The sequence below is a fragment of the Nostoc sp. 'Lobaria pulmonaria (5183) cyanobiont' genome, from assembly GCF_002949795.1.
Taxonomy (GTDB): domain Bacteria; phylum Cyanobacteriota; class Cyanobacteriia; order Cyanobacteriales; family Nostocaceae; genus Nostoc.
On sequence record NZ_CP026692.1, the window covers coordinates 6,212,850 to 6,227,865 of the forward strand.

The 15,016-nt window shown below is 40.1% G+C and carries 10 protein-coding genes; 7 read left to right on the forward strand and 3 right to left on the reverse strand.

What is annotated here, in order from left to right; all coding sequences use genetic code 11:
* Positions 1–164: 164 nt before the first annotated feature.
* Positions 165–1,373, reverse strand: coding sequence for an SfnB family sulfur acquisition oxidoreductase (locus NLP_RS27535; RefSeq protein ID WP_104909107.1), 1,209 nt, complete (start codon positions 1,371–1,373; stop codon positions 165–167).
* A gap of 151 nt (positions 1,374–1,524) precedes the next feature.
* Entirely contained in the window at positions 1,525–2,622 is a 1,098-nt protein-coding gene (gene sfnG, locus NLP_RS27540; RefSeq protein ID WP_104909108.1) for a dimethylsulfone monooxygenase SfnG, read from the reverse strand.
* Positions 2,623–3,193: 571 nt separating this feature from the next.
* On the opposite strand from sfnG, the gene NLP_RS27545 reads away from it, so the two are divergent.
* Both NLP_RS27545 and NLP_RS27550 read left to right on the forward strand, forming a co-directional pair.
* Positions 3,194–4,267, forward strand: coding sequence for an LLM class flavin-dependent oxidoreductase (locus NLP_RS27545; protein ID WP_104909109.1), 1,074 nt, complete (start codon positions 3,194–3,196; stop codon positions 4,265–4,267).
* A gap of 171 nt (positions 4,268–4,438) precedes the next feature.
* A complete protein-coding gene (locus NLP_RS27550; RefSeq protein WP_104910061.1) occupies positions 4,439–6,457 on the forward strand; it encodes a LysR family transcriptional regulator in 2,019 nt (672 codons plus the stop codon).
* A gap of 212 nt (positions 6,458–6,669) precedes the next feature.
* On the opposite strand, the gene NLP_RS27555 is transcribed toward NLP_RS27550, so the two are convergent.
* Positions 6,670–7,386, reverse strand: a complete 717-nt coding sequence (locus NLP_RS27555) for a biliverdin-producing heme oxygenase (protein ID WP_104909110.1) — start codon at positions 7,384–7,386, stop codon at positions 6,670–6,672.
* 572 nt (positions 7,387–7,958) lie between these two features.
* Between NLP_RS27555 and glmM the strand changes: the two genes are divergently transcribed.
* The 5 genes from glmM to hpsO all read left to right on the forward strand — a co-directional run bounded on the left by glmM (position 7,959) and on the right by hpsO (position 14,974).
* Entirely contained in the window at positions 7,959–9,431 is a 1,473-nt protein-coding gene (gene glmM, locus NLP_RS27560) for a phosphoglucosamine mutase (RefSeq protein WP_104909111.1), read from the forward strand.
* Positions 9,432–9,779: 348 nt separating this feature from the next.
* Positions 9,780–10,544 (forward strand): glycosyltransferase family A protein, encoded by a 765-nt coding sequence (locus NLP_RS27565; protein ID WP_234017089.1) that lies wholly within the window; start codon positions 9,780–9,782, stop codon positions 10,542–10,544.
* Between the two features lie 287 nt (positions 10,545–10,831).
* Positions 10,832–12,487 carry a hormogonium polysaccharide biosynthesis protein HpsL gene (gene hpsL, locus NLP_RS27570; protein ID WP_104909113.1) on the forward strand — a complete coding sequence of 552 codons (1,656 nt, stop codon included), beginning with the start codon at positions 10,832–10,834 and terminating at the stop codon, positions 12,485–12,487.
* Between the two features lie 271 nt (positions 12,488–12,758).
* A complete protein-coding gene (gene hpsN / locus NLP_RS27575) occupies positions 12,759–13,739 on the forward strand; it encodes a hormogonium polysaccharide biosynthesis glycosyltransferase HpsN (RefSeq protein WP_104909114.1) in 981 nt (326 codons plus the stop codon).
* Between the two features lie 59 nt (positions 13,740–13,798).
* A complete protein-coding gene (hpsO, locus tag NLP_RS27580) occupies positions 13,799–14,974 on the forward strand; it encodes a hormogonium polysaccharide biosynthesis glycosyltransferase HpsO (RefSeq protein WP_104909115.1) in 1,176 nt (391 codons plus the stop codon).
* Positions 14,975–15,016 lie beyond the last annotated feature (42 nt).

Here is a 15,016-nt window from a genome sequence, read left to right on the forward strand (position 1 = left end):
TGGGTAAAGCATTTTGATACATTTTATATTTTAAATTTTGGATTTTGGATTGAATAATTTAAAATCTAAAACTTCAAAAAATATTTAAATTTTTAGATTGAAAAAATTTCCTAATCCAAAATCTAAAATCCAAAATTGAGTCACCCCAGTAGAGAATGCTGCAATTACAACCAAGGATGGCGCGGGGGATAGACACCATTGAGGAAGTAGTTACCAACAGCGTAGTACTTCCAACGCACGGGATCGTGGAGTGTGTGAGCGCGGGCATTTCGCCAGTGGCGATTGTAGTTGAATTCCTCCAATGTGGACTTAGTACCTGCTAGTTCAAACAATTTGTTGGTAGCTAGTAATGCTGCTTCGGTGGCTAAGGCTTTGGCTTCAGCAACTGCGATCGATGCTTCAACTACCTTGGGTTCTTCTAAGCCTGACTCGTTGGCGATGTCAAGAAATTCGCCTGCACGACGCAGCAATGCTTCAGAAGCGTGAACCTGAATTTGGACATTGCCTAAGTTATAGAGCGTCAGTGGGTCTTCGTAACCTTTTTCTAAATTGCTGTCAACCCAAGGGCGGGTATGCTTGCGAACAAAGTGGATGGTGTCACGGACTGCGGCTTTAGCAATTCCCACATCTACGGCGGCTTGGATAATTTGGGCGATCGCACCCATTGGTGTTGCCCTCTCAAAGGCTAAGTAGTGCGGAATGACGTGTTCTGCCTTAACTTTCACATTTTCAATAATGGTAGTGCCGCTAGCAGTGGTACGCTGTCCGAAGCTCGTCCAATCATCAAGTAGGGTTAGTCCTTCGGCATCTCTTTCGACAAATGCCACCACTGTCTTACCATCTGGATTACTGGCAATAACGGGAACCCAATGTGCCAGTAGTGCCCCAGCAGAGTAGTATTTGCGTCCGTTGAGTACGAAGTCAGATCCATCTGGTGTTAATTTCGTCTGCACATCGTTGACAGACTTAGTGCCAATTTCCGAGAAGGCGTTACCAAAGCGCTTACCTTGTAGAGCTAAATCAAAGAAGAACTTCTTCTGCTCATCTGTACCATCTAACCGGACTGCTTCCACCATGTAGAGGTGGTTTTGGGGAATTTGACCGAGGCTAGAATCAGCTTCGGAGATGATTTTAATGACTTCTGCTAGAGTGGCACTTGATACAAAAGCACCGCCATACTCTTTCGGGACTGTAATTCCCCACAATCCACTCTGGGAAAACTTTTCTACCTCTTGGGCAGGTAAACGCCGATTTTGGTCGCGCTCTGAGTCTCCCTTGGCAAACTCAGCTGCTAATTCGTGAGCGATCGCGATCGCTTCTTTGTCATCCCGAATAATATGCGCCTTCTGGTCAGTATTAATTACTGATGTCATAGTAAAACTCCTTGATTGTGATTGAGTGACTGATAATCGTCACTACTATGAGACAGCCTTTAGGTTTTTCTTAGTGCCGTTCGGATATAGCTGTTATCTACAACAGTTTCAATCCACAAAACCCGCTCCTACAAAGTATGTTGCTGTTAATCTACACTCCAACCAACTCATCCGCTGTCCGACGATTAGCTTCAAGTTCGCGCACAATCGGTATTACTGTCTTACCAAATGCAGGCAAATCATCTGTGTAGTGTAAGAAGCCACCGAGAATTAGATCGACTCCCGCTTCATGGAACTGGCGAATCTTTTCAGCTACTTGTTCAGCCGTGCCAATCAAGCCCGATCGGAAGCCATCGTTATACTGCACCAAGTCTTCAAAATTGGAATTTGCCCACATTCCCTGACGTTCACGAGTAGAAGATCCCGCCTGTTTCACGGCTTCGCCAAATCCTTTCACCGCCTCTACATCAGCTTGGGCAATAATATCGCGCAATACTTCATGGGCTTCTGCTTCCGTATCTCGCACGATGATAAAGGAATTCAAACCAAACTTAATTGTGCGTCCTTCAAGACTCGCTAATTCAGACACTTCTTCAATCTGCTCTTTCACGCCTTCTATGGTGTTACCATTCATGAAATACCAATCAGACACCCGGCCAGCCATCCGCCGTGCTGCTTTGGAGTTACCACCTTGGAATATCTCTGGGTGGGGATTCTGATTAATTGGTTTAGGCTTTACCCAACCACCGTTGATGCGATAAAAGTCGCCTTTGAAGTGAAACTCCTCCTCAGTCCATAAACCTTTGAGAACGCGGATAAATTCTTCTGAACGACGATAGCGTTCGTCATGGTCTAACCAATGTTCACCATATATAGTGAATTCATCTTTGAACCAGCCGCTAACTACATTCAGAGCAAACCGACCGTTAGAGAGAAAATCAATACTTGCACCCATTTTGGCAACTACTCCCGGATGCCACAATCCAGGGTGAACTGCTGCAATCAATTTCAATTTCTTGGTGACAGGAGCCAAGGCCGACACAGTTGTAAGTGCCTCTAGTTGGTACTCAGCGCCATAGCTAGCGATAAATCTGGCTTGTGCTAGAGCATATTCAAATCCAACTTCTTCAGCCGTCTGAGCTAGTTGAGCATTATATTCGTAAGTCCAATCTGTGCGTTGGGGAATTTTACTAACAACTAACCCACCGCTGACGTTGGGAATCCAGTACGCGAACTTAATATCTACCATAATTGTGCGTTTGTAATTGAAATTGCTTGGTTATTTGTCTAAGTTTGCAAGTGAAGTAACAAAATCTAATTTGTGATCACTAACAAATCAGCTAAAACTTGATCGGGCAAAATTTTAGTCAAAATCGAAAGCTTGAGAGTGGTTGCAAACTACTTTGAGTTTACAAGTAGACAATTCTTTGATGGCAATAATATACCATAACTCGACTGTGCTACCGTAGTTTTTAATGAATCAGACTTTATCACAACAATTTTTCTGATGTCGTGACTCGATATACTTAAATTCCATTTCCATATTCCATTTTGGAATACTGCCCAATTTTCCTGGGTATTTAATTATTTTTTATACCTGCTGGCTATTATCCTGATTCAGTCAGAGCAATTAGGAATCAGGACTCGACAGAGTATCGATACTATTCCAGATCGTGATAAATAAATGCTTCTCATCTGTCATCTGCAACTATACACAGCAGAAATAAATGTGGTAGTGTGAACTACTAAATTACGGTAAAACTATGTAGTTACCGTAATTTGATGAATGCCTCGTAAAAAAAAGCACAGGAAAAACATTTATGCCACTTCAGTTTGGAATTTGGTCGCCGGTCTGTGGTGGATGGTTGCGGGTTGTCAACCATGAAGCTAATTTATCTACACAAGATTTGGTAAAGCTGGCAGTTCAGGCAGACGAGTTAGGTTATGACTTCTATTACATTCCCGAACATTACTTAAATGCAGTTCATGGGCCTAACTATAATGTCGCTGACGCTTGGATTACAGCAGCTTTAGCAAGTTTGAACACCAAGAATATCAAGATTGTTGCGGCTGTACAACCTGGTTTTAAACTGCCTGCGGTAGTTGCCAATTTGAGTGCAAACATTCAAAATCAGCTTAGTAACGGCAGATTTGCTCTCAGTGGTATTGCAGGTTGGTGGAAATTAGAAGTAGAAAGCTATGGAGATATCTGGCTACCTCACAGCGATCGCTACGCACGATTAGAAGAGTACATTGATGTAATCAAGGGGCTGTGGACAGTCGGAGGCTTTAATTATGTTGGCAAATACTACACTATTAAGGGTGGTATTCTTGCAGATCAGCCGACACCAACACCACCCATTTTCATTGCTGGGGAATCAGACAGGGCAATTAACCTAGCGGCTCGCCTGGGAGATTATCTATTTATCAACGCTGATGAACCAGAAAAAACGGCAGCATTGGTGCAGAAAGTGAAAAGATTGGCTAGCGATCGCTACGGTCGTCAGATTAAAGTAGCAATGAGTGCGTTTGCGATCGTTCGCGAACATACAGCCCAAGCCGAAGCCAGATTAGAAGCGATTTATCGTTCTGCCGATTGGCAGCAAATCGAGTACTTTCAAGAGCAAATCGATCCTAACGTAGTTGCCCATAACAAACTAGATATCAGTCAAACCATTGAAGCCAATCTCGGTTTGTCTGCTCAACTGGTTGGCGATCGCTATACTGTTATTAACCGCCTGAAAGAATATGAAGCCGTTGGCGTTGACTTAATAGTACTGAAATTTGAATCTATGTTGGAAGACACTATTCGCTTCCACAAACTAGTGATTTCCGAATATAGACAGCAGAGTAGCTTAAACTGCGTCCACGTTGAAAACCGTAGTTCTGTATGAATAGAAAAACCCTCATCCCCCAGCCCCTTCTCCCAATATTGGGAGAAGGGGAGCCGGAAAGAAGTCCCTCTCCCTACTTGGGAGAGGGATTTAGGGTGAGGGCAAAAACTACGGTTCTCAACATAGATGAGGTTTAATTACCTTGTAATTAAAAATCTTGCCTTACCTAGCATGAATAAGATTAAACTCGAAGACATTACCCTAAATCACCTCAAAATCTTAAAAGCAGTAGATGACTGTGGTAGCTTCTCTAAAGCAGCACAAAAACTAGGTTATAGTCAAGCATTAATTAGTAAAAAAGTCAAACAAATAGAGGATTGTTTCGGAGTAATTCTCCTAAATCGCTCTCCTGGCTCTATAGGTTTGACTAATAAAGGCAGGAAATTGATTTCCCAGACACTTAATGTCGTAGAAACTGTAGAAAATCTGCAAGAAGAATTTCAGGCAACATTTAGCGCTGAGGGCGAAGATTTGATATTGGGAGCTACTAGTTTCATTTTAGAAGTCTGGCTCAAACAATATTTGCAGCGATTTCAGCTTTGTTTCCCAGGTAGAAATCTTAAAGAGATTGCGATTAAAAATAGCAGATTTTTTTCCAATTCTCAACTCCTAGAAATGGATCTTTTGCTCAACAGTTGCGCTGGATACAAAGAAGAACACCACTGCACTAGATTAAAAACTCATAAAATGCTGTTGGTATCCTTTGGGGCAAGTAAATATCTCAATCAGCATAGCTTAGTTAAAATAAATGATATCGATCTGGCTGATGTTGTACTTTTAGATGAGGTTCATCAGGAACTATCTAAAAATGAATTTTTGATGAATAAATTAACTGGTGTACAGGTGCTACACAGCTATCAAGATTTACTAAACTACGCTGACAAAAATCAAAAGCTAACGATTTTACCTGACTTTTGTCAAGCTGATATAATATCTCAATACAAAGTCCTAACTTTTCCGATTCAAGATGTCAATGAATATGGAATTTATCTTCATGTTCCTCGCTTTAGTGAATTGTTAATATCCGCAGAGAGTTTGGTAAGAAGTTTTAGACTAGATCCGGATAACTTAGAAAGTTTGCCCAACGTAAATCTATTTTTAGGTAGCTGTTCTCCCAAAGAAGAAAATGTTCTGAGGATAGGTATTCAGAGAGATTCCATAGGACAGTTTATTGCTGGATATGGAACTAAATATATTTCTGATTTACAGAAAACCTCATCACTTGAACAGCCTATTTTGAAAAATATTGAAATTAATCGAGATTTCGAGTTACAAATTCTACCCTTTGCTTCTGGGGAACAAATGAACCGACAGATGAAACGGGGAGAACTAGATATTTGTATTTTAGATGATATTTCTCTCTTGAATAATGGTAGTCAATTCTTTGATGATTTAAGTTTTGGTTCTAAATTAATTGGGATTGCTTCGTATAATCTTTTGGGTCAAGATATAAATATTGTTTTGCATAAAGATTCTTCTATAAACACTATCCAGGATCTAAAAGGTAAACGAATTTCTACTTTATTTGGTTCAAATGCCCATAGGTTCGTCATTACTCTTTTTGACCTCTATGATATGGATGTCAGTAAAGATTGCAGATTAGTGAATGAAGATCCTCGTAGAGCAAGTAAGAGTTTGGCAAATAAAACTATAGATGCTTACGTATGTTGTCACACTTTTGCCTCAATTTTAGAAGCTTATGCTTTTGTCAGAAAGCTGCCTCTATCTCAAACAATTACTTTAAGAATTCCATCAATCAGAGGAATTGTTTGTCGCTCGCAGTTCATTAAAGAAAATCCTAAAATTGTAGTTGCTTATTTACATGATTTAGTGGTTGCTAACTATTGGTTTAATTCATCTCCAATCAAGGCAGCAGATTTATTAACTAAAGTGATTGATGTGAGAACAACTCAAGTAAATCAGTTTTTTAATCCGGTATTTGGGAACCGCATCGATCCAACCCTGAAACCTCAATGGTCTTGGTTGCTGAAGACTTTAAATCGCAGGTTAGAAGGAAAATATGGTATTTCACTATTTGATGTAGATTTCTGGATAGATGATTATTTTTTAAGACTTGTCTATAATTTGCTAAATCTAGATTATCACTTTCATCAAGTTTCTTTTGCAAGTGAATTTTCTAGCAGCTATTTTATTGAGGAACAGTTTAGCCGACACATAAAAGTTCTGTAATGATTCAGGTCTGAGGTAGTTGACTCCTTCAATCATAATTGAGGGGCAATCTCCCCATGCTTGCTTTCACGAATCAAAAGCAGTCACAAGGCTATTGCCCCTAAATATTTTGAGCTGCGATCGCTCTTTCCCCAGAAACACCTATGAATTATCCTTCATCAGGCTATCTGAATTTATGACTCCACACACCATACTCCGCAATCTCAACACGGTTATTCAGCAGTGATGAGTTCAGTACTACCACGTGTACGACGCCGTGTGAGGCTATTATACAGCATTACACCGATCGCCTTGATCAAATTACCTTCCAATTCTTGGAACAGCTTCATGTTCGTGCCAAAGGCAGCGTTAGCTTCATCAACGATGCGATCAGTTGCCGCCTCGTCAAGGGGTAATTCATCCAAAATTTGCCGATATTTGGCTTTGAATGCCTTCTCATCAGTAATTTCTGGAAACTCATAAAAGGCTGTTCCTTGTCCATCAGACAAATTCATCGCTGTTACAGCAATATTTTTGAGAATTTGTCCCCCAGATAAGTCACCTATGTAACGAGTGTATGAATGGGCGATTAACAATTCCGGTTCTGTAGCAGATATTTCTCGGATGCGCTCTACATAAGCTTCACCCGCCGGAGATAGTTTGATTTGCTCTCTCCAGTTTGCACCAAAGTAATAACTCAGGTCTTGCTCTAGGCTATGCTTGCGATTTAACTGAGGAAAGTTAATTTTAGAAATTATTGGATGCTGGCGGTGGTTTTCCATTTCCTCTTCCATCGCTGAGTAGACGAAGTAGAAGTTAGCAACAAGTTTTCGGTAAGAGTTTTTTTCCACTACTCCTTTTAAAAAGCACTTGACAAAACCTACATTTTCTGCCATCGTGTGGGCTTTTTTAGTGCCTACACGTAATTTGGTTGCTAAATTGCTGCTCATGCTAAATTTCTCAACTTTAAAAAGTTAACTGCCGGAGTTTTGATTCACTAACGGCTAAAAGGCCATTAAAACGTTACCTTAAAACTATTTGATGAGAATTTATATTAAAATTTTTTAAGCTGCAATGATTTTGTTGTTTTTTACACAGCAACGAGGCTAAGAGAACATAAATTTAGATTTCAGTTTTTTGATTTTTTGTTGTTATTAGCTGAATCTCGCTTTCATTCTCAGCAAAGCTGAGAATTTTTGTGATACAGTCACAGTAATATTTATTACATAGTTATTGGTTAGTAGCATTGCAATGTGTGAACTAATACAGATAAAAATCAAAACTAAAATTGCCAGCATAAAGGGAATAATTGGCTAAGATGTGGAGACTTTATTAATAACGTAAAAACCAATATTGACTTTATCAAAGATTTACAATCAAAGACAGCTAAATTCAGTATTATTACGTAAAGTTAGCTCGATCTAAAATGAATTTCTTAAAGAGAAAAAGCATGTCAAAATTGCTGAATAAAGTCTTAAGTGCTATTTATTTTTCAGTGTGATTGTGTGGAGTGTTTAAAAATATGGTTTCATCTATAACTCGGACATCAGGCATTTCTGGGGGTTCTACTTCCGAAGTTGAGGGATTGGGCAAAGGGATTGAGAGCAGTTTTGGAATGAATTTAATCCCACTACCAGCAAATCCCTTATTTGGTACAGATGGGATTCGCGGACGAGTGGGAGAATTACTGAGTGCGCCCCTAGCATTGCAAGTTGGTTTTTGGACGGGGATTGTTTTACGTAACCATGCGACTCAAGTAGGGCCAGTCATTCTCGGACAGGACTCTAGAAACTCCAGCGATATGCTGGCAATGGCTTTGAGTGCAGGGTTAACAGCAGCAGGGTTAGAAGTCTGGTATTTGGGATTATGCCCCACTCCTGCCATTGCCTATCTCACCAGCGTCACTGATGCCATCGGCGGAGTGATGATTTCTGCCAGTCACAATCCCCCAGAAGACAATGGGATTAAGGTTTTTGCTGGCAATGGTGGGAAGTTACCGCAAATATTGCAGGCAGAAATAGAAGCAGGACTGCGTGGCAAGATATCACCAATAACTAGAGTCAGTAATTGCGGACGGCATTACTCACGTTTTGAGTTAGTGAAAAACTATAGTTCAGCGTTGAAAAAAACCTTGAACATTGCCCGAAATCTTCAGGGAATGAAGATTGTTTTAGATTTGGCGTGGGGAGCAGCAGTTGGGTTAGCACCATTAGTATTTACACAAATGGGGGCGGAGGTCATCTGCTTGCATAACGAAGCAGATGGCGATCGCATTAATGTTAACTGCGGTTCCACGCACCTAGACATTCTGGCAGCAACGGTACAAGAACACAACGCCGATATCGGCTTTGGCTTCGATGGCGACGCCGATCGCGTCTTAGCAGTAGACAATACAGGCAGGCAAGTTAACGGCGATTACATTCTTTACCTGTGGGGACGGCACTTACAACAAAACCAACAATTGCCAGACAACCTGATTGTATCTACAGTCATGGCCAACTTAGGCTTTGAGAAAGCTTGGCTGCAAATTGGTGGTAACTTAATTCGTACCGCAGTTGGCGACCAATACGTGCAAGCCGAAATGCAGCGGACTGGAGCAATGTTAGGTGGCGAACAATCAGGTCATATTCTTTGCCGTCACTATGCCGTAACTGGAGATGGCTTGTTAACAGCATTACACATAGCATCTTTGGTGAGAGAGGCGGGTGTTCCCTTGAGCGAATTAGTAGATCGAAGCTTCCAAACCTATCCGCAATTGTTGCAGAATGTGCGAGTTGTCGATCGCGATCGCCGTTTGGGATGGCAAGATTGCCAACCTGTGCAACAAGCGATCGCTCTTGCTGAAGCTGCAATGGGCGATTCCGGCAGAATTTTAGTTCGCGCCTCTGGCACAGAACCAGTCATCAGAGTAATGGTGGAAGCAGCCAATGCCGAACTCGCCAACTACTGGACAAATGAACTAGTTTCGCAAGTCCAGCAGCATCTGATGGACTAAATTAGCTAATATCTCATCTTTGCTTTAAAAAAACGCCAAGTTCACAGCTTCTACGAATTAACCACCCTTGGTTATGTCTAGAAGTTGTGACATTTTGATTACTTCTTAAACCCAAAGAATCCCAAAGAGCCAAAGCTATGCTTCATCTCCCCTCACCGTTTGCCGAGAGAGGATTAAGAAAAGCCAGCGCGGTCTTCTCCCTTGGCGTATGGGGTGCAATGACTGTGGGAATCACAACTAAATTATGCGAACATTATATGAATTCAGTCTTAGCGTCAGTCGGAACATGGTATTATTTACCTCGAGATTCCTAGCTATTTATTCTAATAAAATACAGTGCTTGTTTTTGTGATCCCACTCAAAAGTGCAAAAGTTTCCAATTCCTGGGAACGTGTTACACAATTATTTGAAAGATGCATTAAATCAGTTTGCAATCAAACCTCACCTAACTTTCACGTTATTGTTGTTTGTCACGAAAAGCCCAAAATAGAATTCACTCATCCTCAAATCACATACATTACAGTTGATTTTTCCCATCCAAACGAGCCTACCCCTGAAGCCAAAGGAGACACAGATAAAGGGCGTAAAATCTTAAAAGGATTGGTTTATGCTCGTCAATTTTCTCCCACTCACACCATGACAGTTGATGCTGACGATTGTGTTAGTGAAAAGTTGGCTAAATTTATTCAACAACATCCTGATTCTAATGGATGGTTTATAAATAAAGGTTATAAATATCAAGAAGACAGTAATTACATATATATCAAGAGAAGCAATTTTTATAAAATGTGCGGTACTTGTAATATTCTTCGATATGATTTGAATTATTTGCCAGAAACCGCAGAATATAATCGTGGCTACGGATACTATAAATATTATATAGACCACGCTAAAGTTAGAGACATTTTAAAGAGCAAAGGAAAATCAATTAAATCGTTACCATTTCCAGGTGCGGTTTATATTTTAGCAACAGGAGAAAATCTTTTTAAAAATTCAACAAGATTAAGATTTAGCATTTTTAATCGCAAATTATTAAATGAATCATTTCGAGACGAATTCGGATTATATAAGCTACAGCAATCCAAAGAGATTTATCAACTATCAGAATTGTAAATTGTTTTTGAAAAATTCTAATAATTAGTCTTATAGGACTCATATTTGATTTTTGAATAGAACTCCGTACACTTTTATTTCTTCTTCTCTGTTCTCTGTTATCTCCCTACGCAAGTAATTTCAGAAATCAAATCGGATTGCTATATATGGCGTGTTAGCGGAGTGGAACGCACCAAAAACTTGAAATTATGCCGTAGTTTCGGCGCTAACACACCCTACATGTCAAAATCAAATATTAGTCCTATATAATGGAGTATTTTGCGAGGCTGATAGGCTACAGTGCCAATATGCCAAAATTCAAATCAAAATCTCAGCAATCTAAAAAATCGAAAAAGCAGGCTAAAAAGGAAACTTCTACCCTTAGCCTCAAAGAACAGTTAGCCCAAAAGCGCAAATCTGCTCAAGTACGTAAAGAACTCACTAGCTTACTCATCACCGCCACTTTTGCTGGTATCTTCGTTGGCATTCTACTTTTTTTCGTAGCTGGAATTAAAGCAGCAGTCCCTGGTGTGTTAGGGATAATAGTCATGTCCCTTTCCTACAAATATCCGCGCCAAGCCCTATATGCCTTCATCATTTACATACCTGTGGGAGGTACTGTCACCTACTACTTGGGCAATAGTCCCATACTCCAATTAGCTAAAGATGCCTTTTACGTTCCAGCACTAATTGGACTTTGGCAGACTTGCCGTAGACAGGGGCTACCCTTAATTATTCCCAAAGGCATTAAAATCCCACTTTATATTGTTTTGGGTTGCAGTCTGCTAACACTGTTGTTTGTCAATGGTGGACAGCAATTTAACCCGCCTAGCGCAGGACTATTAGAAAAAGCACGCCAAGAAATACCATTAGGTATGGGAATTCTGGGACTAAAAGTATTTTTAGGCTATGTCCCCCTGATTGGTTGTGCCTACTATCTAATTCGCGATAAGCGGGATTTTCTATTTTTATTGCGCCTCCAGATTGTCCTCACACTGATTTGCTGCGCGCTGGGATTTATTCAATATTTTTTACTATTAACTGGTGTATGTCAAGGCACTAGAGGTCTTGAAGGAGATGCCTTATTTAGAGCAACACTCGAAGCTCGGTGTTATTTTGGTGGAGCGCTAGTATATAGTCCCGAAGAAGGGATTATTCGCCTGCCAGGGACATTTGTAGCTCCTTGGCAGTGGGCATGGTTCTTAATTTCTAGCACCTTTTTTACTTTTGCCACCGGCTTCAACGATCCCTCCCCAATATGGCGGATAATCGGTTTAGCTTCTTTAGTGGGAGTCTTTATCGATGCTGTAATCTCTGGACAGAGAATCGCCTTAGCTTTAGTACCAATCTGCTTCGGGATTTTGCTATTGCTCACCGGACAACTTGGCAACCTGAAACGATTTATCCCCATAGGCGTGGGACTTGCCTTCATTCTGGGAATTGCGATGGTGACTAACCCTGCTGTCGTACAAGAGAGAACCGATAGTTTTGCCAGTCGTTGGAACGCCTCACCACCTCAAGATTTTATCATCCAGCAATTTGAAGAAAATTGGAAAAATGTAGACGGGCCATTGGGAAGTGGCTTAGGACGAGCAACAAACTCTGCCCGTGTGATGGGTGAAACTAAGCTTGTAGAAACCTATTACCCGAAAGTGCTTTATGAAGTGGGAATTTTTGGATTATTAGCGTTTCTGGGTTTGGTAACAAGTTTAACAATTCTTGGCTTTAAAACCTATCGCTCCATAAAGAACCGTAATTTCCGCAGTTCCGGAGCAGCTTTGTGGGTGTTTATATTGTTTATTAGTTACAACACTTACTATTATCCTCTGGATGTCGATCCTGTTGCTGCCTATTATTGGTTTTTTGCGGGAGTTCTTTTTAAATTGCCAGAATTGGAGAAACAAGATAAAGAAGATGCCAACCCTCAACAAAAAAACAAGAAAAAACGTCTAAAAACAATTTAAATGAAATAAAAATGGCCAAAGAATATCATTGAAGGTCAAAAATACCTCAGTATTTCAAACCTACCTCGAAATTATCGCCATACACTTATTTTTCGATGATACTTATTGATGGATAAGCAATTTCGTAGTCAGAGAAAGGAATGAAAGCGAGGTTTTCCAGAAGCCGTGAAAAGACAGTGTGTAAATTAAAGCAATAGCCACTTACTGAATTTCATGAAAATTAATTTTTACAAGGCTATTATAGAAGTAGTAAAATTACTTAATAAAAATTATGAATAATTGGCCATTAGTTAGTGTAGTTATCGCAACCTACGGACGAGAAGAAGCGCTACGCGATAGCATTGTGGATGTCTTAAAACAGGACTATCCAAATTTTGAAGTTTTAATTGTAGACCAAACTCCAAAACACCAACCAGAAATTCAAGCCTACCTAGAAGAGATGCTGGAGGCAGGTAAAATTAAATGGTTGCGCTTAGATTGGGCAAGTTTGCCAGGGGCGCGGAATTATGCTGTCCGGCGGTCATCTGGTGAAATAATATTGTTTATTGATGATGATGTTCAGTTAACCCCTGGATTGTTAGCAGCCCATGCGAAAAATTATGTGCAAAACCCAGAGGTGGGGGCTGTCGCTGGTCGGGTATTTGACAGAATGAAATTAGGTGATTCTAGAGGAGATTTAGAGATTGAATATTTGCCTCCCGAAGCTATGGACCCAGGAATTGCTTGGTATCATATTGATCTAGTACATACCATTAAACCCCAACAAGTACTGACAGCGAGGGGTTGCAATATGTCATTTCGCCGCGAAATTTTTACTAAGTATGGATTGAGGTTTGATGAGAGATTTGGTGGGAGTGCAGTACGCGAAGAGTCAGATTTTTGTTTGCGGTTGCGACAAACGGGGTATAAGATTTGGTACGACCCAGAGGCCCATTTGGTACATTTAGGCGAAGAAACAGGAGGTTGTCATGATATTAGTATGCGATCGCTAAAATATCAACTCACCTTCTACCACAACCATTTTTTACTGGGGCTGAAAAACCTGACTGTGACTCAAGCTTTACGCTTATATGGTCGTTTATTTGACTGTCACGTTCTCGGACGCCCACCTTGTCACAAAAGCGGTTCCCCCATCAAAATTGCCACTCGCGCTATTTTCTACACTTTGGGTTTTTTCAAAGCCTTGGGTACTATGATCCAATCACTATGGAACGATGGTCAAATTTACAGTCGATTGGATGAACAAGTTTAGGCATTAGTCATTTGTCATTGGTCATTAGTTATTAGTGAATAACAAAGAATAAATGAAAAATGAAAATCTTAGTTGCTAGCCACACTTATATCGTAGACCTCAACTGTGAAAAATTACGCGCTTTATCTCAACTAGAACCTGACATTGAAGTTACAGTTGTAGTCCCAAAGCGCTGGAAACCAGGCGGCGTGCAAAACAGAATTATTGAAACTGAATACCGTGATGAAGGCACATTTAGAATAGTTCCAGTTTCTAATTTTAGTCAAAATCATCAGGGACTCCTTACCTTTGGCGCTGATTTGATATCTTTATTAAAACAATTTCGCCCGCAAATCATCCAAGTAGAACAAGGGTCTAGAGCCTTGGCTTATACTCAAATGATTGCCTTAAATCAGCTATTAGGACTCAAGGCAAAAAATGTATTTTTTACCTGGTGGAATCTTCCTTATGAACTGAAACTACCAATTTCTTTATTAGAAAAATATAACCTCAACCATAGCCAGGGCATTATTTCTGGCAATCAAGATGGAGCAGAAGTTTTGCGACAACGAGGATATAAAGGGACAATTAAAGTCATGCCACAACTGGGTGTAGATGAAAGTTTATTTACTCCCAAAAACCAGCCAGAGTTAGCAGCTAAGTTGGGCATTGAAAAAAAGGATTTTGTAGTAGGTTTTGTTGGGCGATTTGTGCAAGAGAAGGGTTTATTAACGCTTTTGCAAGCCTTAACTATTTTGAAACATAAACCTTGGAAACTACTGTTATTGGGACGGGGAGAGTTGCAAAGTGAATTAATTAAAATTGCGGCAGAAAACAATATTAAAGAACGATTAATTTTGATAGAAAGTGTTCCCCATGATCAGGTTACAAGTTATATCAATTTAATGAGTACTTTAGTACTGCCTTCAGAAACAACTTACAAGTTTAAAACCTTAACTTCTGTTGGCTGGAAAGAGCAATTTGGTCATGTGCTAATTGAAGCGATGGCTTGCCAAGTTCCTGTGATTGGTTCTGATTCCGGTGAAATTCCCTATGTAATTGGTGATGCTGGCTTAGTATTTGCTGAAGGTGATGTTCAAGCTCTTGCTAATTGCTTAGTACAATTAATGGATAAACCAGATTTTGCTCATACTCTTGGTGAAATGGGTTATCAAAAAGCAATGATTCAATATACAAATAAAGCTTTGGCTAAACAGCAATTAGAGTTTTATCAAGAGTTAGTCATTAGTCATTAGTCATTAGTCATTGGTCATTAGTGAATAATAAAGGATAAATGA